Consider the following 20,525-nt stretch of genomic DNA (forward strand, 5'->3'; position numbering starts at 1 on the left):
GGAGAAACCGTCGCGACACGCCGCGCATCGACAGCGATGACCATCACCATCACCGACAGTCACCGCCCGCGCGGCCTTCCCACCGACACCGGCAGGGCCGAACTCTCAGCCGGCGAAATCCTCCGGGCGAACCTGCTCCAGGAACTCCCGGAACTTCTCCACCTCGTCCTCCTGCTCGTCGGGAATCACGATCCCCGCCTCACTGAGGACCTGCTCCGCACAACGAATCGGCGCACCCACCCGCAACGCCAGAGCGATCGAATCACTCGGCCGAGCCGAGACCCGCACCCCATCACCGATCAACAGATCAGCGAAGAACACGTTCTCCTTCAACTCGGTGATCTCAACCGCCCGCAACGGCGCCTTCAACGCCGCCAACACATCCCGCAGAAGATCATGGGTCAACGGACGCGCCGGCTTGACACCCTGCTGCTCATAAGCGATCGCCGTCGCCTCGACCGCGCCGATCCAGATCGGCAGATAGCGGTCCCCCTCGACCTCCCTGAGCAGGACGATCGGCTGGTTACTGGGCAACTCCACCCGAACCCCGACCACGCTCAGCTCGCGCACCGCTGCCTCCGTGTCGTTGTCACCTACGCCGCACCGCGCCCTTCTCTGCACGGTACACGGACCGCGACACGGCCGTCTCATGCGCTACACGCACCCACGCCCGCGCCAGAAGAGGGGTTACCCCCGCAAGCCTACGCCACTCACCAACCGGCCGATCAGTACGCACAGGCACCTCACCGCCCCAACGTCGAGCGCAACCCCACCCGCACCAACGCCGCATGCAACTGCTGAGACAGCGCCACCAACTCCCGCGCCGTCTCCGCCGCCCGCGCCCGCGCCGCCGGATCACTCTGCCGCACCAACGGCGCCACCAACTGCGCGAACAAACCGACCTCGCGATCCGCCGCCGTCCGATAACCCCGCAGATGCCGCGGCTGGAACCCGTACCCAGCCAGACCCGCCACCGCCCGCGCAATGATCAACGCGTCGCCGTCATACCACCCCGGCGGATCCGACACCACCAACCCGAGCCGCTCCAACTCACCCAACGTCGACTCGTCCAGCCCACTACGCGCCACCAACTCGGCACGATCCAACCGGACCTGCGCCGACTCGACCGACGACGCGGCACGACCCGGCACCTCACCATCGGGACCCACGGCCACCAACGCCGGACGCGACCACTCCGGCACCTCACCGTCAGCGTCCCACCGCGCCAACTGCTCACGGATCACCCGCAACGGCAGATACTGATCCCGCTGCGCCGACAGCACGAACCGCAGCCGCGCCACATCGTCCCAGCCGTACTTCCGGTAACCCGCCGCCGTACGCTGCGGCTCCACCAGGCCCTCAGCCTCAAGAAACCGCAACTTCGAAATCGTCACGTCCGGAAAATCCGCCCGCAACTGGGCCAGCACCTCGCCGATACTCATCAGCGGCTGGCTGCCACCCACCCCGGACGGCCTGGAGGCCGCAGGCTCGTTCACCCCCGGCCGGCCTCACCCTCCGGGCGCGGACCGGCGATGAACACCACCCGGAACTTACCGATCTGCACCTCGTCACCGTTGCTCAACGTCGCCGCCTCGACCCGCTCCCGGTTCACGTACGTGCCGTTCAAACTGCCCACGTCCCGCACCGTGAACGTCCCACCATCCCGGTGGAACTCCGCGTGCCGACGCGACACCGTCACATCGTCGAGAAAGATGTCACTGTCCGGATGCCGCCCACTGGTCGTCACATCGTGATCCAACAGGAACCGGGCACCCGCGTTCGGCCCCCGCCGGACCACCAGCAGTGCCATCCCCGGCGGCAGCGAACCGGACATCCGGCTCGGCACCACATCGGTGTCCGGCCCCTCCAGCGCTTCCTCGAGCGAACCGAGATTGAGCGTCGACGTGACGTCGAGCGGGGGGAACTCGTCGCCTGGGCGAGTCATGGGGACCACCTCACGGAATCTGTTTCGGTCGGCGTCGGGTGACGGCGGGTCTGGCCGCCGGGCTCTCATCCACCCGGCGGCTGGCTCTCCGTGCCCCGAAAGGCTGTCCGCGACGCTCAACTAATGGGTTCTCGGTCGACTGGGCGAGCCTAGCCAGCGCCGAAAAACAGGGCAACCGGACGCGCGGCAAACACCGCCCCGCCCGCACAGCAAAACGCTTAGCTCTCGGTCAACTCGCGATACGCGGTCGCGCTCAACAGAGCATCCACCGCCGCCGGATCCGCAACGGAGATCTCCACCAACCAACCCGCGCCGTACGGATCACTGTTGATCACCTCGGGCGTGTCGACCAACGCCTCATTGCGCGCCGACACCGTACCGGCCACCGGGGCGTAGAGCTCCGACACACTCTTGGTCGACTCGATCTCACCCAACGACTCACCGGCCGCCACCACCGCACCCGCCTCCGGCAACTGCACATACACGATGTCGCCGAGCGCATCCTGCGCGAAATGAGTGATGCCCACCCGGACGGCCCCACCGTCCGCGGCGGCCACCCACTCGTGCTCGGCGGTGTAACGCAGATCCTCAGGAATCACCAGCAGCGTCCTCATCCATCGCGACACCGGACCAACCGGTGCCGGCCCGCCGACCTTCAGGAGACCGGACGGGCATGTTCCAGCGGGCGGGGCACGTGCAGCGCCGAGACCTCGGCAACCTCACGCTCCTCAACGATCACGTTACCGCCGTCGCCAGCCACCGACGCGACCACCCCACCAGGAATGTTGAGCGCCGTACGCATCGTCGCCGGATCACCCAGCACGGTGATGGTGAACGGCCCCGTCAACGGACGCCCGTCCACCACCAACGACCCGTTTTCCCCGTTGAGGAAATACGTCGACGCCACGATCCGCACCGTCGCCTGGTCACCACCGGAGATCTGCATCGCCTCCGCCCCGGCACCCCGCAACTCCTGCACCGCGTCCAGCACCCGCACCGCCGAGATCGGCTTCGCCGCCCCCGCCTGGAACCGCACCGTCAGACCCGGGCCCCGCGCCGGCAACGTACCCGCCAGAATGCCCAACTCGTCCGCCCGCCGGGTCGCCTCCTCCAACGCGGCCTGACGCCCCTGCTCACCCGAACGCAACTGCCGCTGGCTCTCCTCCAACGCGGCGATGTCCTGCCGCAACCGGATCTCCCGCGCCTCCAGGTCGTACAGGATCCGAACCAGGTCCTCCTGCCGCGCCGCCGCCAACGACGAATCCGTCGAGGTCATCTTCAACTGCACCGCCAGGGTGAAACCCAACAACCCCAGCAGCACACCGATCATCACCGCCGCCGAACTGAACCGCCGCCACGGCGACACCACCGCAGCCGGCTCCGCCGCGGCAACCCCCTCGGCGGGCTCCGCCTCGTCCGGCGCGGCCGACGGATCCTCTTCGTCCCCCGACGGGCGCCCCTGCGGCGACAACGGACTCAACTCGTCCGGATCCGGTGCCTCCGGCCGCGGATCCGGCTCCCCCGCCGGGCCATCCGGCCGCGCCGGCTCCGCCGGCTGCGGCCACCCCGTACCCGTCTGCGTGTGCTCGTCACTCACGCCACAAACCTACGCCCGGAACAGGTGCCGACGGATCGCCGCCACGTTGCCGAAGATACGAACCCCCAACACGACCACCACACCGGTGGACAACTGACCGCCCACCCCCAACTGGTCACCCAGATACACGATCAACGCAGCCACCAGCACGTTCGAGATGAACGACACCACGAACTGCTTGTCGTCGAAGATGCGGTCCAGCTTCGCCCGAACCCCACCGAACACCGCGTCCAACGCGGCCACCACCGCGATCGGTAGGTACGGCTGCAACGCCGCCGGCACCGTGGGATCAAGCCACAGCCCGAGCAGCACACCGGCCAACAGGGCCAGCACCGCGATCATCGACCACCTCCGGAGGGACTGGGGGACGTACCCGAGCCGGACGACTCGTCACCACCCGACGACGACACACTCGGACTCACCGCGGGCTCCGCGTAGCGTAGCCGCGGCTCCGGAGCAGCCGGCAGCGTGAGGTCATCGGCGTCCCGCACCGCGAACGACAACCCCGTCACCTTCGCCACCTGACGCATCGTCAACGCGCTCCCGCTGGCCTCGTACCGCTCGCGCATGCCACCCGGCCCGATCGCGCTCACCTCGTACGGCCCCGTCACCGGACGGAAGTCCACCAGGATCGCCTGACCCGCGGAACGGATCGTCGACGTCGACGTCAACCGCTGCCCATTGATCGCGATCGCCTCGGCGCCGGCACCCCACAGATCGTTCGCCACGCTCTGCAGATCGAGATAGATCACCTGGGCGGGACCGGCCTCGGCGCCGCCGAGCGAATCCTGACCACCCGGCGCGTCCGCCAACTCCACCACCACACCGTCACCGCGCACCCGCCCCAGGCCGGTACTCGCCTCCATCTCCCGCAACCGGGCCGCGCGGGAACCACCCAACGCGGCCTCCCGCTGCCGGTTGACCTCCTCGCGCAGCTCCTCGGCCCGCATCGACAGGGCGTCGGTCTCACCCTGCCGCTGCTTGATCTGTGCCACCAGGCCGGAACGGGCCTGCGCACGCCCCGGCTCCTCGGCCATGGTCTGCCGGTAGGCCACCGCGAACAGGAAACCGAGCAGCACGATCACCACCAGGCCGACCGGGCCCACCGACCAGCCCGACCGCGCCGGCCGACCCGTCTTCGCCCGCTGGGCCGCCGCGTCGGCGTAGCCCGGATCCAACGGGTTGTGGAACAACTCGGTGAGGAAGTCCGGCGTGAAGGCCCTCGGCCCACGCCGGCTCTGACCGGGATCGTCGCTGAGTCGATGATTCGCTCGCGACCGCTCGCTCATGCCGCCGCTCCTTGCCGACCGCGTACCGCCCGCACCAACTGCCGGGCCTGGACCACGTACAGCGCGCCAGCGACCCAGTAGAGCACCAGACCCCACCACGCCAACGCCCAGCCGATCGCGCCGGCGACCGCCGCGGCCGTCGGCACCACCGCGGCCAGCAGCAGGATCGGGAAGGCGGCCAGCAGCAGGAAGGTGGCCGTCTTACCGACGTAATGCACCGGCGGCGGCCCGTAGCCGTGCCGCCGCAGCACCCCGAGCGAGCCCAGCAGCAGCACCTCCCGAGCCAGTAACGCGGCGGTGAACTGCCAGGGCACCACGTCACGGGCGGTGAACGCGACCAGGGTGGCGAGGATGTAGAGCCGGTCGGCGAGCGGGTCGAGCAGCTCACCCAGCCGGCTGACCTGCCCGAGCCGCCGGGCGATCCAGCCGTCCACCCAGTCGCTGGTGCCCCCGACAGCCAACACCACGATCGCGGCGGCGTCGGCGCGAGCCACCAGGAACAGGAAAAGGAACAGGGGAACACCCAGCAGGCGGACGAAGCTGATCAGGTTCGGCCAGGTGAGCACCCGATCGGCGGGTCCCCGGCCATCGCCGTCGCGGGCCTGCGGTTGCTCCGCCCGAGCCGCCCGACCCGACACCGAACCTCCTCCGCGACGCGCTCGGGCACTGCGGCCCTGGTCCGCCGTGCGGCGTCGTACGCGTGTCCAGCCGGCTGGTGCCGGCGCCCCCTGTGATCCCCTGCGGGATCCGTCCCCTGACCCGCCGTCCACCGTCGATGATCACGGGCCGGTCGAATGCGCTGCCACTATAGCGGGCCGCTGTCGCGCCCTTGCTGCCCAGCGGGCTCGTGCCGGCCACTGGCTGGTGTGAATGTGACGGGTGTCACCGTGCGTAACGCATCCTAGGATACTAGTCGGAGGGGTGTCAGGCATCGCCGACGGGCGCGTTCACGGTCGTGGCCATCGTCGCCGCCTGCCCGAACGCCGCCAACGCCCACAACAGATCCTGCTGCCCCCGGGCCGGCATCCGTTCGAGTACGGCCCGCACCGCCTCGTGCCGGCGGGAACGCACCTCTGCCAACAGGACCTCGGCGGCCGTGGTCGGGGCCAGGCGCACCTCCCGACGGTCCCGCGGGTCGGCCGTTCGGCGCACCAACCCGATCGCCTCCAGCCGGTCACAGAGCCGGCTGGCCGAGGAGGGGACCACGTCCAGCAACTCGGCCAGTCCGTTGACGTTGATCTCCGAACGGATGCTCAGCAGGGACAGCACCCGCAACTGGGGCGGCGAAACCGCGAGCCGGTGCCGGGAAACGGCCGAGTCGAGCACGCCCACCAGCGCCTCGGCCGCCGCGTCGATCACCGCGGTGAGATCCGGTCGCTCCACCCGATGTCCCCTGCGATTGCCCCGCTGGTCCCGCACCGATCCGCCGGACGGGCCGGTCAACCCTGTTCCCGGCCGACCGAGCCGCGCCAGTCCAGGCAGACGACGACCGCGTCGTCGCGCAGATCGGTGTCCGCGTGGAAGGTCTGCAACTCGCGCATCACCGTACCAACCGCCTCGGTCGGCGGCTGCAACCGCGTGGCCCGCATCGCCCGGGCCATCGCCCGCTCACCGTACGTCTCCCGGCCGCTCGGATCGGCCGCCCACACCCCGTCGGAGACGATGAACAACCGGTCCCCCGGGTCGAGGTCGAACTCCTGCAGGTCATACCGGGTCTCGCCGAACATCCCCAGCGGTAGCTGCTGCTCGAGGGTGACCCGGGACACGGCACCACCCCGCACCCGGACCAGATGCGGTGAGCCGGCGTCCACCGCCCGCACCCGCCCGGTGACACAGTCCAGTTCGAGCAGCAACGTCGCCACGTGCCGGTGGCCCCGATGCTGGTAGTAGACCGTGTCGGAGGCCAGCTCGGCCTGTTCCACCAGACCGCCGCCGGAGCGGCGGGCGTTACGCATGGCGTTGACCGTCACCGACGTCAACAGGGCGGCGGCGAGCCCGATGCCGTCGCCGTTGAGCACGGTGACGGTCAACCGGCCGTCGTCCAGGGACCAGTCGAAGTGGTCACCACCCACCGTGTACGCCGGTTCGAGCTGACCCGCCAGTTGGAAGGAGTCATGGCTGACACTGCGCCCCGGCAGCAGTTCCCACTGCAACTCGGCGGCCATGCTCAGCCGCTCGCCCCACACCGACAGCGGAACGTAGATGCGGCACCGCCCGTCCTCACCGGACTCCCGGACCGGCTGCTGGCTGCTGAAGCAGCGCTGCACCGTACCCTGAACGTCCGGGGTGGCCACAGCGGGCTGGCGCGAGTCGAGCACCGGCCAGAGCCCGCTGATCCGGTAGTCGGCGACGAACACGCTGGTGCCTGACGCCCCGAGCGCCGCCCGGATGGCCACGTCGGCAGCCTCGACCACGCGGTCGGGCGGGGCCTCGCGCAGGGCGCGGGAGATCCCCGTGGGCGCATCCGCCATGACCATCCTCCGAAAAATACTTGCTCTGGGGCAAGCATCATACGGAGGAGGTTTTGCCCATGGTCACCCGACCGACCGCACGGCGACGGCACCGTGAAAGGCGTCCGGCACCTCCGCCGGCCGACCGTCCGGTCGCCAGTGGGTCACCGGCACGATCCCGTCCCGGGTGGGCTGCCACCGGCCGAGCAACGGAGCGAACGCGGCCGGCGGACGCATCCGGAACGCCGGCCCCATCATCGCCAGCGCCTGCGGATACCCGGCGAGTTCCTCGGTGTCGAAGTCGATCGCCAGGTGGCTGCCCGGCGCCACCGACGCGTACAGCTCGTCCAGGGTGCGGGCGAGGGTGTCGTCGTCGAGGAACGCCGCCAGGCCGAGGATGACCACCCCGACCGGGCGACGACCCCAACCCGGCACGAACCGGTGCAGCAGCGCCGGGTCGACGGTGCCGATGTCGGTGGCGTCGCCAAAGCCGTAACCCGCCCGGTCGCTGCCGGCCAGGATGCGCTGCCCGAGACGGATGGTCACCGGATCCACGTCGGTGTAGAGGACCGTCGCGGTGGGTGCCACCTCGTGTACGTTGCCCATCGTCGGCACCCCGGCGCCGAACACCAGGAATCCGTCCACACCGGTGGCGGCGATCGCCCGTACGGCGCGGCCGAGGAAGGCGCGCAGCGCCCGGAACACCGGAGCACACGGGCCGTACGCCTGCTCGAAGGCGCGGGCGGCGGCCACGTCCACCGGATAGTGGTGCGCCCCGCCGAGCCAGAAATCAATCATCCGTGCGGTACTGGGCTGGTCGGGCTCCACCATCGACGACGCTCCTTCCCCGGGCGTCAGCGTACCGACAGCACGTCGCTCGCCGGTATCGCCCCGCTGGCCACCGGGGACGGCGATACTGACCCAAACCGGTCCCGACGACGGGCCCAGCACGGGGAGGCGACGGTGAACTCGGCCAGCGGCGCGGCAGTGGTGGTCGGCGTGGACGGCTCCGAGCCCGCCCGCGCCGCGGTACGACTCGCCGCCGCGGCGGCGGCCCGCCGCGACCGCCCGCTGCGGGTGGTGCACGCCTTCATCTGGCCGACGCTGCACTCCCCCATCCGGCCGGCCACGGAGAGTGCCCCCGACGGGGGTCTGCGGGCGCGGGCGGAACGGATGGTCGCCGCCGCCGTCGACGAGGCCGAGGCGACCGCGCCCGGGCTACGGGTCACCGGCGAGATCGTCGACGGTGAGGCCACGGCCGTGCTGCTCGCCGAGGCGCCCACCGCGGCGATGGTGGTGCTCGGTGACCGAGGTGGCGGCGGATTCGCCGCGCTGGTGCTCGGCTCGGTCGCGGTGAAGCTGGCCGCGTACGCCGATTGTCCGGTGCTGGTGGCGCGCGGTGCGCAGCACCCCGACGGTGCCGTGGTGGTCGGGGTGGACGGCTCCGAGTCGTCCCGCCAGGCCGTGGAGTTCGCCGTCCAGGAAGCCGCCCTGCGCGGCGCCACGGTACTCGCCCTGCACGCCTACCGGCATCCGGTGTCCACCGGCCCGGGTGACATGCAGCCGCTGGTGTACGACGAGTCCGAGTTGCGCGCCGACGAGGACCGGGCGGTGGCCGAGTCGATCGCCGGGCTGACCGAGCGGTACCCGGAGGTGCCGATCACCCGGGAGTCGGTGCGAGGTCGGGCCGCCCGGGTGCTCACCGATGCCTCCCGCCAGGCGCAACTGCTGGTGGTCGGGGGGCAGGGGCGTGGCGAGGTGACCGGGTTGCTGCTGGGTTCGGTGAGCCAGTCACTGCTGCACCACAGCCACTGTCCGGTCGCGGTGGTACGCGGCCCCCGGTGACCGGCCGGCACGGTTGGCGGCGGCCCAGGCGGGTAGACGGGCCGCGTACGCCACCGGCGACGACCAGAGGGGTCACCGACGCCACCGGCGACGACCAAAGGGGAGACAGCGATGCCAGGACCTCGACCCGGCAGCAACGCCTACGACAAGCAGCGTGCCCGCCTCCGCAACGCCATCGACGGCTCGGGCCGGCGCACGCCGGACCAGAAGGCCGACGAGGCGGCCAACCGGATCCTGCGGGAGGATCGGGGCCGGCGCGGCGTGGTGCGGGGCGAACGCGCCTACGGGCCCAAGGGGAACCGCGAGCCCGGGGACCCGAAGAAGTGAGGGCAGCCGACCTGACCGACGGCCTCATCGCCGGGGCCGTCGGCACCACTGCGCTCAACATCGTCACCTACCTGGACATGACGGCCCGGGCCCGCCCGGCCAGCCAGACGCCGGAGCAGAGCGCCGGGAAGCTGGCCCGCGTCGCCCACCTGTCCCTGGGGTCGGCGCAGCAGGCGGACAACCGGCGCAGCGGCCTGGGTGCTCTGCTGGGCTACGGGCTCGGCGCAGCCGCGACGGTCGGCTTCGCGCTGCTGGCGCGGGGTCGCCGGCAGCCGCTGCTGCGGGCGGCCACCCTGCTCGGCGGGGGCCTGATGACGCTGTCGGACGGATCGCTGACCCTGCTCGGCGTCACCGACCCGCGTACCTGGCGGCGCGTCGACTGGGTCGCCGACCTCGTTCCGCACCTCACCTTCGGGCTGACGGCCGCAGCCACCTGGAACCGGCTGCGGCCGTCGAGGTAGGGAATCGGTCAGCGGTCGCTGTCGTCCTCGGCGACCGGCTGACCGCTGGGCCCGTACGGTGACACCTGGCCGTGCGGCACCGGGCGGCCGGTGTCCCCCGGCGACGAGCCACGGTTGCGGGGGTGACCCGCCGGATCGGGGCCCTTGTTGTCCTGGCTGGTCTCGCCGAGGGCGTTGCGCCGGAGTTCCTGCTGCTGCGGGTTCGTCACGGTCGTCTCCCTTCGTCCGGTGCGCGGCGCGGCGCCGCGTCACCCGCGGCTTACCCGCCCCCGTCGGCGGCATTCCGGCACGGTGACCACGGCGAGGGCTAACCGGGTGGTCGGCGGGTACACCCCGAGGATGGGCGACCAACGGGCGCTGGCGCGGGCCCTGCTGACCCGCCGCACGTACGCCGAGGAGGCCGGCATCGCGCTGGCCGACCGACCGGCGCCGCTGTACCAGTTGCTGGTCCTGGTCACGTTGCTCAGCACTCGCATCCGGGCGCAGGTGGGGGTGGCGGCGGCCCGGGAACTCTTCGCGGCCGGCTACCGCACTCCGCAGGCCATGGAGGCCGCCAGCTGGCAGGAACGGGTCGACGCGCTGGGGCGCGGACACTACCGCCGCTACGACGAGCGGACGGCGACGATGCTCGGCTCCGGCGCCCGGCTCTGCCTGGACCGCTGGCACGGCGACCTGCGGCGGTTGCACCGGGAGGCGGCCGGTGAGCCGGCGCAGTTGCGGCGGCTGCTCACCGAGTTTCCTGGTATCGGACCCACCGGCGGGGACATCTTCCTGCGTGAGGTGCAGTCGGTCTGGCCGGAGTTGCGCCCGTACGCCGACCGGCGGGCGGTGGCCGGTGCGCGGCGACTCGGTCTGCCGGCCACCACGGACCGGCTGTCCCGGCTCGTCGACGACGTCGACTTCGGCCGGCTCGCCTCGGCGCTGGTCCGGGTCGCCCTCGGCGAGGAGTCGGCCGGGCAGATCAGCCGCGGTGTGGCGGCCCGCTGAGCGCCGTCACTTCGCCGCGTCGCCGCCGGGTTTGGTCAGATACCACACCAGCAGCGCCGCCAGCAGCGCCAGCACCACCAGCCCGCCGGAGAGGCCGCGACCTTCCTCCGGGGACCGGCCCGTGGTGCCGAAGTAGATCACGGCGAGGCCGGCGAGCACCGCGACGAACTTGCGGATGCCTCGGTCCTTCACAGCTGGCACCGTACGCACCACGGAACCTCTCTGGCTGGTTTATCCGGATTTATCCCCCCGGTGGGGCACACTCAGTCGACCTCCAGGTCGTCGAGGGAGATCTTGTGACTCATCAGCCACCGGGCAAGCGCCGACATGCCGAACAGCCACAGCGGCGCGGACTCGGTGGTGCCGTTCGTCGCGTAGACGGCGAACCGCAGGTCCGGCGCGCGGTACGCCTCGATCCGCCACCGGTGCTGCCGGTCCCGCCAGACCGCGGAGGGATCCATGCCGTCACGGTAGGTGCCCGGCTGCGCCGTCGGCCGACGATGTGCTCAATCCACCACCACCCGGGCATCGTCGGGTAGCCGACGGGTCAGTCCCTGCCGGTCCAGCAACTCCAGCAGTGGCACCGCCACCCGCCGGGTCGTGTCGAGGGCCTGCCGGGCGGCACTGAGGGTGAACGGCTGCGGCAGCCCGGTCAGCACCCGCACCGCCTGCTGCGGTGCGCCCGGCAGCAGCAGCACGTTGCCGGTCAGCCGCAGCAGCGCCCCGGCCCGCACCGCCGCACCGATCTCCCGGGTGCCGAGCCCGACGGCGGCGAGCCGGTCGGCGTCGGGGGCGCGGAACGGATGCGCCGCGTAGTCCTCGCTGACCAGGGCCAGCGCGCGGGCCACCGGCTCGGGCAACCCCGCCGCGCCGGGCGCCACCACCCGACCGGCAATCAGCCGCAGCGGCGGCCGGACCAGGGCTTCGACCAGGCACCGGTCGGGCAGGTCGAGGTGTCGGCGCAGTTCCTCGACCTGGGCACCCGCCGCCAGCGGATGCGTGCGGGCGTACTCGGCCACGGCCCCGGCGAGCCGGTCGCCCAGCCGCCGCCAGTGCTCCGGATCGGCCAGCCAGTCACCGGCCACCGGGGTGTCCGTCACCGGTACGCCCGCCCGGACCAGGTCGCCGACCCGGACCAGGCCCCGCCGACTCAGCTCGCCGGCGAAATCGGGACGGCCGTCCAGGGTGGCCAGCACCGCCGCCCGGGCCGCCGCGGCACCCCGACGCGCCAACGGCGGCGGCAGCACGTCGAGGACGGTGACCCCGCCGGCGACGTACCGGCGGCCCGGATCGCGCAGCAACGCCCGGTCCCCGATCAGCAGCGGCAGCGGACGGCTCAGCCGCAACCGGGCGGTGTCCACGCCCAGTGGGCGGACCCGCACCGGCACCGCGGCCGAACCGACGTGCAGCGTCAGCGTCTCCGGCAGCTCTGCCACCGCCACCCCGGCCAGGCGCACGTCGACCAGGTCGGTGGGGCGAAACCGTCCCGGGGTGAGCAGGGCGTCGCCGCGGCTGATCCGGTCGCGGGACACGCCCCGCAGATTCACCGCCACCCGGGCCACCGGGGCCGCCTCGTCGCAGGCGGCGCCGAGCCGATGCAGGCCACGGATCCGCACCGGTTCGCCGCTGCCGGCCAACTCCAGCTCGTCACCGACGCGCAGCCGCCCGGCACCCAACGTGCCGGTGACCACCGTGCCGCTGCCCCGCACCGTGAAACAGCGGTCGACCCAGAACCGGACCGGTCCGTCGGGCACCGGAACCGGCATCCGGTCGGCCAACCGGTCCAGCGCGGCCCGCAGGTCGGGCAGACCGGCACCGGTGACGGCGCTGATCGTGACCGCCTCCACCGCAGCCAGCGCTGTCGCCGCCAACTCCGACCGGGCCCTGGCCAGAGCCGCAGCCGGATCGGCCAGGTCCGCGCGCGTGACCACCAGCAGGCCGTACCCGACGCCGAGCGCGTCCAGGGCCGCCAGGTGCTCGGCGGACTGCGGCATCCAACCCGCGTCGGCCGCGACCACCACCACGGCGGCCGCCACCGGACCCACCCCGGCCAGCATGTTCGGCACGAACCGCTCGTGTCCCGGCACGTCGACGAACGCGACGGTACGACCCGACGGCAGCGACGACCAGGCGAACCCGAGATCGATGGTCATGCCCCGACGGCGTTCCTCCGCCCAGCGGTCCGGTTCCATCCCGGTCAACGCCCGCACCAGCGTGGACTTGCCGTGGTCGACGTGCCCGGCGGTGGCCACCACCAGCATGGTCAGTCGTCTCCCGGCACGGCCAGCACCGCCGCGCGCAGCAACCCGTCGGCCCGCTCCGGCACGCAACGCAGGTCGAGCAGCAGCCGGCCACGGACCACCCGACCCAGCACCGGCAGGTCGCCGGTACGCAGCGGGCCGGCGTACCGCTCGGGCAGGCTCAGCGCCCACGAGTCCAGTTCGACACCGGGTGCACCGCCGCCGCCGACCACCGCCACCGCCGGCACCACCTCCGCCTTGCGGCCGTCGGCGGCGAGCGCGTCGCGCAGCCGTTCGGTTCGCTCGCGCAGCACCGCCGGGTCGGCGTGCAGCGCCCGGCGGGTGGGGGTGCCCGGGGCACCGAGCGTGCCCGCGAGGGCGGCCAGGGTCAGCTTGTCCACCCGCAACGCCCGGGCGAGGGGGTGCCGACGCAGCCGCTCGACCAGGTCGGCGGTGCCGAGCAGCAACCCGGCCTGCGGGCCACCCAGCAGCTTGTCGCCGCTCGCGGTGACCAGCGCCGCCCCGGCACGCAGGGTGCTCGCGGCATCCGGTTCGTCCGGCAGCAGCGGGTCGGGTACCAGCAGCCCGGAGCCGATGTCGGCGACCACCGGCACGCCGAGCCCGGTCAGCCGCCGCACCGGCACCGCCGAGGTGAAACCGGTGACCCGGAAGTTCGACGGGTGCACCTTCAACACGAAGCCGGTACCCGGCCCGACGGCGGCGGCGTAGTCGGCGAGGGTGGTCCGGTTGGTGGTGCCCACCTCCCGCAGCCGGGCACCGGTGCTGGTGAGCAGGTCGGGCAGCCGGAAACCGTCGCCGATCTCCACCAGCTCGCCCCGGCTGACCACGATCTCGGCGTCGGCGGCGAGCGCGGTGGCCGCCAGCACCAGCGCGGCGGCACCGTTGTTGACCACGTGCACCGCCTCGGCGGCCGGTACGGCGGCGGCGAGCGCATCCAACGCGTCCCGCCCACGGCGGGCCCGCCGCCCGGTGCCCAGGTCCAGTTCGACGTCGGTGTACCCGGCGGCGGCGGTCACCGCGGCCACCGCGGCTTCGGAGAGGGCGGCCCGGCCGAGATTGGTGTGCAGCACCACCCCGGTGGCGTTGAGCACGGCCCGCGGGACGGGTGGCGGCAACGCGGCCAACGCGGCGTCGCGTACCTCGGCGGGGTCGATCTCACCCCGGCGGGCCCGTTCCTGGGCCTGCCGCACCGCGCTGCGCACCCGGTCGCGGCCGACCGCGGCGGCGGCCCCGACCAGCGACGGCTCAGCCAGCAGCGCGTCGGTACGCGGCACCCGGCGTCGCGGGTCGGCGCCGCCGTCGCCCATCGGTTCATCTCCTCGCAGCCTGGCGGAGACGGACGGGAATCGAACCCGCCTGGCCCGGATCCCGGACCACACCGGTTTTGAAGACCGGGAGGGGCACCAGCCGCCTGAACGCCTCCACCGGCCATTGGATCACAGCTCGGCGGCGGGCGTACGGCCGAGGCGACGTCCCGGGGCTACCGCTCGGGCTCGGCCGCCCGCCGGTCGAGCCGGGCCCGCTGCGGCAGCACCGTGTACTTGGGATCGCGGGCCGAGGCGACACCGGCGTGGAAGACCCCGAAGCGGGTGGCCACCGAGGCGGCCAGCAGAGCGGCACCGGAGACCGCCGAGACCAGTCGGCTCCGCCGGCCCAGCACCGCCCCGGCCACCCCGGCGACGGTAAGTGCCCGCCCGGCGCGCAGCAGCCGACCGGCCCGACCCGTCCGGTAGGGCTCACCCAGCAGACCGAGGCGATTCTCCACCCGGTGCGCGCCGAACAGTTCCAGTCCGGCGCCGGCCACCGCCATCCGCCGCGCCGGGCCCGCCTGACCGGGCGGCACGGCGAGCAGACCCACTCCCGCGCCACTGGCGAGCGCGCTGCCCGCGAAAACGAACGGCAGGTCGGCGTACGCCTCGTGCCAGGACGGCACGGCCGTGTCGGCCAGCAGCACCGCGGTGTACGTGCCCAGGGCCGGCGCGGCCACCGCGGCGGCCAGCCCGGCGGCCCGCCCCACCGGCGGCAACGCCCGACGGGCCAGCCCGAGTGGACCCCGAGTGGGCAGCAGCGGCGCCACCTCGGCGACCGCGGCCAGCCCGGCGGCCGGACCGTACCCGGCGAGAATCCAGGTGCCCACCGACATGGGTGAGGTCGGCTTGGCCACCCGCAGCATGTGGTGGAACCGCTCCGGCCGGCCCAGATCCTTGACCAGCAGGCCGGCGCTGGCGGTGACCGCGGCCAACGCGGCGACCCGGCCGGCGCGGCGCACCCCGGTGCGCCCGGTGAGCTGCCCACCCGCCGCGAGCAGGGACGAACCGGCGGCCAGTCCGCCGGTGAACAGGTAAGCGGCGATCTCCCACGTCCACACCGGCGGTTTCAGGATCGGCCGGCCGTAGTAGGAGGTGAACTCGGCCGGCGGCACGGCCAGTTCCTCACCGCCCCGGCGACCGGCCCGGAAACGACGAAAACGGTCGCCGACGGCCGGTCGGTCCGGGTTCACCGCCGACCACCGAGGAACGCGCCGACGGCCGCCGCCGTCATGGCCAGCGCGGCCAGCCCCGCCCGACGCCACATCGCCGGCAGGTCCCTGGTGGTGACCTGCGGATCCGGCGGCAGGCCGTACACCTCCGGCTCGTCGAGCAGCAGGAAGAACGCGCCGTCGCCGCCGACCCCGTCGTCCGGGTCGTGGCCGTAGAGCCGCGCCTGCGGCTCCCCCCGCTCCCGCAACGTGGCCACCCGCGCGGCGGCCCGATCCCGCAGCTCGTCAAGGGGGCCGTACTGGATGGACTCGGTCGGGCAGGCCTGCGCGCAGGCCGGAGTCAGCCCCGCGCCGATCCGGTCGTAGCAGAGCGTGCACTTCCACACCCGACCGTCGTCCACCCGCCTGTCGATCACCCCGTACGGGCAGGCCGACACGCAGTAGCCGCATCCGTTGCAGATGTCCTCCTGCACCACCACGGTGCCGAACTCGGTGCGGAACAGCGCCCCGGTCGGGCAGACGTCGAGGCAACCGGCTCGGGTGCAGTGCTTGCACACGTCCGACATCATCAGCCAGCGGAAGTCGCTGCGCCCCTCGGCGCTGCCGGTACGTCCGGGTGGTCCGGCCGCCGGCATGCCGAGGAACTCGGTCATCCGGGCGGCGGCCGACGGTCCGCCGGGCAGCACACCGGGCTCGGTCCCGGTCGGGTTTGTGGTGCCGGCAGACCGGGCGGCGGAGGCCGCACTTGCCGGGTCGCCGGTCGGGTTCCCGGCGAACGGTGCCGTGCCGTGACCGCCGGGCCGGGGCTGTTCGACGAAGGCGACGTGCCGCCACGAGTTCGCCGTCAGCGCGCCGGTGTTGTCGTAGGACATGCCGAGCAGGTCCAGCCCGGCGGTGGGTACCCCGTTCCACTCCTTGCAGGCCACCTCGCACGCCTTGCAGCCGATGCAGACGCTGGTGTCGGTGAAGAAGCCCATCCTCGGCGGCGCGTCGACCCAGCCGGCCGCGGTCGCCGGATCGGCAGCCGACCCCGACAACGGCGCGGATGCGGCGGCCCGGTCACCCGGATCGGCCATCAACGGTTCCCCTCTCCGTCTTCGGTGGACCCGGGCCGCTCGACCGGCACACCGGGAGTGACCGCCGGCGGTAGGGCACCCGGCACGATGCCGGCCCTGGTGCGGTAATCCTGCACCAGGTCGCGCAACGCCGCCCCGGTGGGCCGGCGACCCGGCCGCACGTCACAGGTGCCGATCTTGCTCTCCTGGATCAGGACGTTCGGGTCCAGGGTGATGCCGAACAGGTCGTTGGCCGAGTCCCCGGTGACCAGCCCCTCGAAGCCGAAGTGGTACGGCAGCCACAACTGGTGGATCACCCGACCGTCCACCGACAGCGGCACCAGCCGGTCGGTGACAAGCACCCGGGCCTCGATCGCCGCGCGGGCGGTGATCAGGTGCGCCCAACCGAGATGATTCAGCCCGGCCAGTGCCGCCAGCTCCGGGGAGACCTCCACGAACATCTCCGGTTGCAGTTCCGCCAGCGGCGCGACGGTCCGGCTCATCCCGCCCGCGGTGTGGTGCTCGGTGAGCCGGCTGACCGTGAACACGTACGGGAAGACCTCGTCGTGCTGCTGCGGCGGGCTCGGATTCGTCGAGTTCACCGGATGGGCGTACATCTTGCGGGTCGGATTGGCCTGCTGGCCGTAGAGCGGGTTACGCACCGGCGACTCGGCCGGCTCGTAGTGCGTCGGCAGCGGCCCGTCCAGCACCCCGCTGGGCGCGTACAGCCAGCCCTTGCCGTCGGACTGCATGATGAACGGGTCGTCACCGGCCAGCGCCGCCGGACCCGTCGCGCCCTCCGGCGGCCGGTACGACGGCGGTTTCGTCACCTCGAAGTCCGGCACGTCGCGACCGGTCCACCGCCCGGCCTCGGCGTCCCACCACACGTACCGCTTCCGCTCGCTCCACGGGCGGCCCTGCGGGTCGGCGGAGGCCCGGTTGTAGAGCATCCGCCGGTTCGCCGGCCACGCCCAACCCCACTCGGCGGCCACCCAGTCCTGCTCGTGCCCGGGCCGCCGCCGGGCCGCCTGGTTCACGCCGTCGGCGTACACACCGGTGTAGATCCAGCAGCCGATCGCGGTCGTCCCGTCGTCCCGGGCCTCGGTGAACGCCGACAACGGACGGCCACTGGCCGTGTCGTATCCGTTGATCTCCCTCAGCACCGCCTCGGCGTCCGGCTCGGCGTGCCGGCCGTGCGTGGGATAGTCCCAGGTCAGGTCGAGCAGCGCGCGGTCGCGCGGCAGGGTCGAGCCGGCCAGCTTCTCCCGGATCCGGCGCCCCAGGTGGTAGAAGAACCACAGCTCGGAACGGGCGTCGCCGGGCGGGTCGACGGCCTTCTCCCGCCATTGCAGCAGCCGCTGGGTCTGGGTGAACGTGCCCTCCTTCTCCACATGGGAGGCCGCCGGCAGGAAGAACACCTCGGTGGCGCACTGCTCCGGCACGATCTCACCGGTGGCGACCTCGGGACCACGCTGCCAGAACGTCGCGCTTTCGATCATGAACAGGTCGCGGACGACAAGCCAGTCGAGGTTGGCCATGCCCAGCCGCTGGGCCCGGCCGTGCGCCGAGCCGACCGCCGGGTTCTGGCCGAGCAGGAAGTACCCCTTCACCTTGCCGTCGATCATGTTGAGCACCTGCTGGTAGGTGCCGTGATCGCCGGTCAGTCGGGGCAGATGGCCGTAGCAGAAGTCGTTGTCGGGGGTGGCCGCGTCCCCCCAGTACGCCTTCAGCAGGCTGGCGGCGTAGGCGCGGGCACCGCCCCAGAAACCCTTCTGGCTCGGGTGCCGGATGCTGTCCACCCAGGCGTCGAAATCGGGATGCCGGGCGTGGTGCGGCATCGGCAGATAGCCCGGCAGCAGGTTGAACAGGGTCGGAATGTCGGTGGAGCCCTGGATGCTGGCGTGCCCGCGCAGCGCCATCACCCCGCCACCGGGCCGACCCATGTTGCCCAGCAGCAGTTGGATGATCGCCCCGGTGCGGATGTACTGCACCCCGACGGTGTGCTGAGTCCAGCCGACCGAGTAGATCAGGCAGCCGGTGCGTTCCCGCCCGGAGTTCTCCGTCCAGGCGCGGGCCAACTCCAGGAACTTCTCCCGGGGTACGCCGCAGACCCGTTCCACCATCTCCGGGGTGTAGCGGGCGAAGTGCCGCTTGAGGATCTGGTACACGCAGCGGGGATGTTGCAGCGTCTCGTCCCGTCGCACCTGCTGGGAGACGGGAGCACCGTGTGACTCGTGGCGCAGGCCCGCTGCGGTCTCCCGCTCCTCGCCGGTGTGGCCACTGCCGGAGTCCCGCTCGTGGCCCGCGTACTGCCAGCTGTCCTGCACGTAGCTGGCGGTCGCCGGGTCGAAGCCGGAGAAGAGCCCGTCGGCGTCCTCGGCGTCGACGAAGTCGTCACTGACGATCGTCGCGGCGTTGGTGTACGCCAGCACGTACTCCCGGAAATCCAGCCCGTTGCTGAGGATGTGGTTCACCACCGCGCCCAGCAGCGCGATGTCGGTGCCGGCCCGGATCGGCAGGTACGCGTCGGCGACGGCGCTGGTACGGGTGAACCGCGGGTCGACGTGGAAGACCTTGGCCCCGCGCCGCTTCGCCTCCATCACCCACTGGAAGCCCACCGGGTGGGCCTCGGCCATGTTGGAGCCCTGGATGACGATGACATCGGCGTTCGCCACGTCCTGCTGGAAGTCCGTCGCGCCACCGCGACCGAAGCTGGCCCCCAGACCGGGGACTGTGGCGGAGTGTCAAATACGGGCCTGGTTCTCGATCTGGAGCGCCCCCATCGCGGTGAACAGCTTCTTGATGAGGTAGTTCTCCTCGTTGTCCAGGGTCGCCCCGCCCAGACTGGCGATCCCCAGCGTGCGGTTCAGCGGCCGACCCTCGGCGTCGACGTCCTCCCACGTCTCGGCCCGGGCCGCGAGCACTCGGTCGGCGATCATGTCGAGCGCGGTGTCGAGGTCCAGGTCCTCCCACTCGGTGCCGTACGGCCGCCGGTAGCGCACCGTGGTCTGGCGCAGCGGGCTGGTGACCAGGCTCCGGCTGGCGGCGCCCTTCGGGCAGAGCCGGCCCCGGGAGATGGGGCTGTCCGGGTCGCCCTCGATCTGCGTCACCTGGTCGTCGGTGACGAAGACCCGCTGCCCGCAGCCGACGGCACAGTACGGGCAGACGGAACGGGCCACCCGGTCGGCGTCCTGCGTGCGGGCGGTCAGCGCGGCACTGCGGGTCGATTGCGCCGCGGCGCCCCGGCCCAGCGCGTCGGCACCGGTGAGCTGCCGGTAGACCGGCCAGCCCAGCAACCTGTCCCGCAGCCCCACGCTCGACACCTCCGGTCTCGACCTTAGGACAGCGCGCCGGGATCGGCGACCCACCTACCGGAACCACACCACGACGTCGCCCCCCGCCCGAAATCGGGCCGGGGGCGACGAAGGTGCCGGTGTGCAGGTCGCCTCTCGGCGAGTGGCGCGACGCGGATCCAGCCGAACGGTATTCCGCGAAGGCAATTTAGGTGAGGCCCGGGGACACTGGATCACACCGACACCCGAGTCAACAGGTTACCCGCTCCGCTTCTTCCTACCCCTGCCGTGACCGCCGCCACAGTGGGTCTGGTGGTTTCCGAAGCTGCCGCTGGCCGGCACCCTGGTTGGGGTGCCGGCCGGCGGTTCTTGTTCCCCCTGTGGAGGAATGTCTTCGGTTGTGTTCCTCGGTCAGCTGGGGTGTCAGCTGTTCCAGTGTTCGGTGACGAGGTCGGCGGCCTGCTGTTCCCACTGGGCGTAGTGGTCGGGGTAGGCCGACACCTGCACGGTCTGCGCGGCCTGGGTCAGGGGCATGT

The 20,525-nt window shown here is 72.3% G+C and carries 23 protein-coding genes and 1 tRNA gene; 4 read left to right on the forward strand and 20 right to left on the reverse strand.

Annotation, left to right across the window (positions count from 1 at the left end):
• Positions 1-105: 105 nt before the first annotated feature.
• The 11 genes from ACFY2A_RS12880 to ACFY2A_RS12930 form a co-directional block, all read right to left on the reverse strand.
• Positions 106-570 (reverse strand): bifunctional nuclease family protein, encoded by a 465-nt coding sequence (locus ACFY2A_RS12880; protein ID WP_013733914.1) that lies wholly within the window; start codon positions 568-570, stop codon positions 106-108.
• 173 nt (positions 571-743) lie between these two features.
• Positions 744-1,442, reverse strand: a complete 699-nt coding sequence (locus tag ACFY2A_RS12885) for a MerR family transcriptional regulator (RefSeq protein ID WP_387171262.1) — start codon at positions 1,440-1,442, stop codon at positions 744-746.
• Between the two features lie 50 nt (positions 1,443-1,492).
• Positions 1,493-1,945 carry an FHA domain-containing protein gene (locus tag ACFY2A_RS12890; RefSeq protein ID WP_093402417.1) on the reverse strand — a complete coding sequence of 151 codons (453 nt, stop codon included), beginning with the start codon at positions 1,943-1,945 and terminating at the stop codon, positions 1,493-1,495.
• Positions 1,946-2,163: 218 nt separating this feature from the next.
• A complete protein-coding gene (gene gcvH / locus ACFY2A_RS12895; protein WP_387171264.1) occupies positions 2,164-2,544 on the reverse strand; it encodes a glycine cleavage system protein GcvH in 381 nt (126 codons plus the stop codon).
• A 56-nt stretch (positions 2,545-2,600) separates the two neighbouring features.
• A complete protein-coding gene (locus ACFY2A_RS12900; RefSeq protein ID WP_387171266.1) occupies positions 2,601-3,542 on the reverse strand; it encodes a DUF881 domain-containing protein in 942 nt (313 codons plus the stop codon).
• 9 nt (positions 3,543-3,551) lie between these two features.
• Positions 3,552-3,884: a small basic family protein gene (locus ACFY2A_RS12905; RefSeq protein ID WP_093402419.1), complete on the reverse strand. Its 333-nt coding sequence runs from the start codon at positions 3,882-3,884 to the stop codon at positions 3,552-3,554.
• Positions 3,881-4,831: a DUF881 domain-containing protein gene (locus tag ACFY2A_RS12910; protein ID WP_387171268.1), complete on the reverse strand. Its 951-nt coding sequence runs from the start codon at positions 4,829-4,831 to the stop codon at positions 3,881-3,883. The genes ACFY2A_RS12905 and ACFY2A_RS12910 overlap by 4 nt, the downstream gene beginning before the upstream one ends.
• Complete coding sequence (locus tag ACFY2A_RS12915; RefSeq protein WP_387171270.1) at positions 4,828-5,469, reverse strand: CDP-alcohol phosphatidyltransferase family protein; 642 nt, start codon at positions 5,467-5,469, stop codon at positions 4,828-4,830. The genes ACFY2A_RS12910 and ACFY2A_RS12915 overlap by 4 nt, the downstream gene beginning before the upstream one ends.
• Positions 5,470-5,755: 286 nt before the next feature.
• Entirely contained in the window at positions 5,756-6,214 is a 459-nt protein-coding gene (locus tag ACFY2A_RS12920) for a MarR family winged helix-turn-helix transcriptional regulator (protein ID WP_387171272.1), read from the reverse strand.
• A 56-nt stretch (positions 6,215-6,270) separates the two neighbouring features.
• A complete protein-coding gene (locus tag ACFY2A_RS12925; protein WP_387171274.1) occupies positions 6,271-7,302 on the reverse strand; it encodes a PP2C family protein-serine/threonine phosphatase in 1,032 nt (343 codons plus the stop codon).
• Positions 7,303-7,365: 63 nt separating this feature from the next.
• Positions 7,366-8,112, reverse strand: a complete 747-nt coding sequence (locus ACFY2A_RS12930; protein WP_387171276.1) for an SAM-dependent methyltransferase — start codon at positions 8,110-8,112, stop codon at positions 7,366-7,368.
• 132 nt (positions 8,113-8,244) lie between these two features.
• Between ACFY2A_RS12930 and ACFY2A_RS12935 the strand changes: the two genes are divergently transcribed.
• The 3 genes from ACFY2A_RS12935 to ACFY2A_RS12945 all read left to right on the forward strand — a co-directional run bounded on the left by ACFY2A_RS12935 (position 8,245) and on the right by ACFY2A_RS12945 (position 9,914).
• The gene (locus ACFY2A_RS12935) at positions 8,245-9,126 is read left to right on the forward strand and encodes a universal stress protein (RefSeq protein ID WP_387171278.1); all 882 of its coding nucleotides are present in this window, start codon (positions 8,245-8,247) and stop codon (positions 9,124-9,126) included.
• A 111-nt stretch (positions 9,127-9,237) separates the two neighbouring features.
• Positions 9,238-9,453: a phosphatidylethanolamine-binding protein gene (locus ACFY2A_RS12940; RefSeq protein ID WP_093402425.1), complete on the forward strand. Its 216-nt coding sequence runs from the start codon at positions 9,238-9,240 to the stop codon at positions 9,451-9,453.
• Positions 9,450-9,914 carry a hypothetical protein gene (locus ACFY2A_RS12945; RefSeq protein ID WP_387171280.1) on the forward strand — a complete coding sequence of 155 codons (465 nt, stop codon included), beginning with the start codon at positions 9,450-9,452 and terminating at the stop codon, positions 9,912-9,914. Before ACFY2A_RS12940 ends, ACFY2A_RS12945 begins: the two co-directional genes overlap by 4 nt.
• An 8-nt stretch (positions 9,915-9,922) precedes the next feature.
• Here the strand turns inward: ACFY2A_RS12945 and ACFY2A_RS12950 are convergent, their stop codons facing one another.
• Positions 9,923-10,123, reverse strand: coding sequence for a hypothetical protein (locus ACFY2A_RS12950; RefSeq protein WP_363920862.1), 201 nt, complete (start codon positions 10,121-10,123; stop codon positions 9,923-9,925).
• A gap of 130 nt (positions 10,124-10,253) precedes the next feature.
• Here ACFY2A_RS12950 and ACFY2A_RS12955 point away from each other — a divergent pair, with 130 nt between their 5' ends.
• Positions 10,254-10,901, forward strand: coding sequence for a hypothetical protein (locus ACFY2A_RS12955; RefSeq protein WP_387171282.1), 648 nt, complete (start codon positions 10,254-10,256; stop codon positions 10,899-10,901).
• A 6-nt stretch (positions 10,902-10,907) separates the two neighbouring features.
• Here the strand turns inward: ACFY2A_RS12955 and ACFY2A_RS12960 are convergent, their stop codons facing one another.
• From ACFY2A_RS12960 to fdh, 8 genes are all read right to left on the reverse strand, one after another.
• Positions 10,908-11,093 carry a hypothetical protein gene (locus ACFY2A_RS12960; protein ID WP_363920930.1) on the reverse strand — a complete coding sequence of 62 codons (186 nt, stop codon included), beginning with the start codon at positions 11,091-11,093 and terminating at the stop codon, positions 10,908-10,910.
• A 71-nt stretch (positions 11,094-11,164) separates the two neighbouring features.
• The gene (locus ACFY2A_RS12965; protein ID WP_093402430.1) at positions 11,165-11,362 is read right to left on the reverse strand and encodes a hypothetical protein; all 198 of its coding nucleotides are present in this window, start codon (positions 11,360-11,362) and stop codon (positions 11,165-11,167) included.
• Between the two features lie 45 nt (positions 11,363-11,407).
• On the reverse strand, positions 11,408-13,162 hold the full coding sequence (gene selB, locus ACFY2A_RS12970) for a selenocysteine-specific translation elongation factor (RefSeq protein ID WP_387171284.1): 1,755 nt from the start codon (positions 13,160-13,162) through the stop codon (positions 11,408-11,410).
• Positions 13,163-13,164: 2 nt separating this feature from the next.
• Positions 13,165-14,469, reverse strand: a complete 1,305-nt coding sequence (gene selA / locus ACFY2A_RS12975) for an L-seryl-tRNA(Sec) selenium transferase (protein ID WP_387171286.1) — start codon at positions 14,467-14,469, stop codon at positions 13,165-13,167.
• Between the two features lie 20 nt (positions 14,470-14,489).
• Positions 14,490-14,585 (reverse strand) — tRNA-Sec (locus ACFY2A_RS12980).
• 57 nt (positions 14,586-14,642) lie between these two features.
• Positions 14,643-15,662 carry an NrfD/PsrC family molybdoenzyme membrane anchor subunit gene (gene nrfD, locus ACFY2A_RS12985; RefSeq protein ID WP_387171288.1) on the reverse strand — a complete coding sequence of 340 codons (1,020 nt, stop codon included), beginning with the start codon at positions 15,660-15,662 and terminating at the stop codon, positions 14,643-14,645.
• Positions 15,659-16,717, reverse strand: a complete 1,059-nt coding sequence (locus ACFY2A_RS12990) for a 4Fe-4S dicluster domain-containing protein (protein ID WP_387171290.1) — start codon at positions 16,715-16,717, stop codon at positions 15,659-15,661. The genes nrfD and ACFY2A_RS12990 overlap by 4 nt, the downstream gene beginning before the upstream one ends.
• Positions 16,717-20,010: a formate dehydrogenase gene (fdh, locus tag ACFY2A_RS12995; protein WP_387171292.1), complete on the reverse strand. Its 3,294-nt coding sequence runs from the start codon at positions 20,008-20,010 to the stop codon at positions 16,717-16,719. The genes ACFY2A_RS12990 and fdh overlap by 1 nt, the downstream gene beginning before the upstream one ends.
• Positions 20,011-20,525: the final 515 nt, after the last annotated feature.

This window comes from Micromonospora sp. NPDC000442, assembly GCF_042898635.1.
Lineage (GTDB): Bacteria > Actinomycetota > Actinomycetes > Mycobacteriales > Micromonosporaceae > Micromonospora.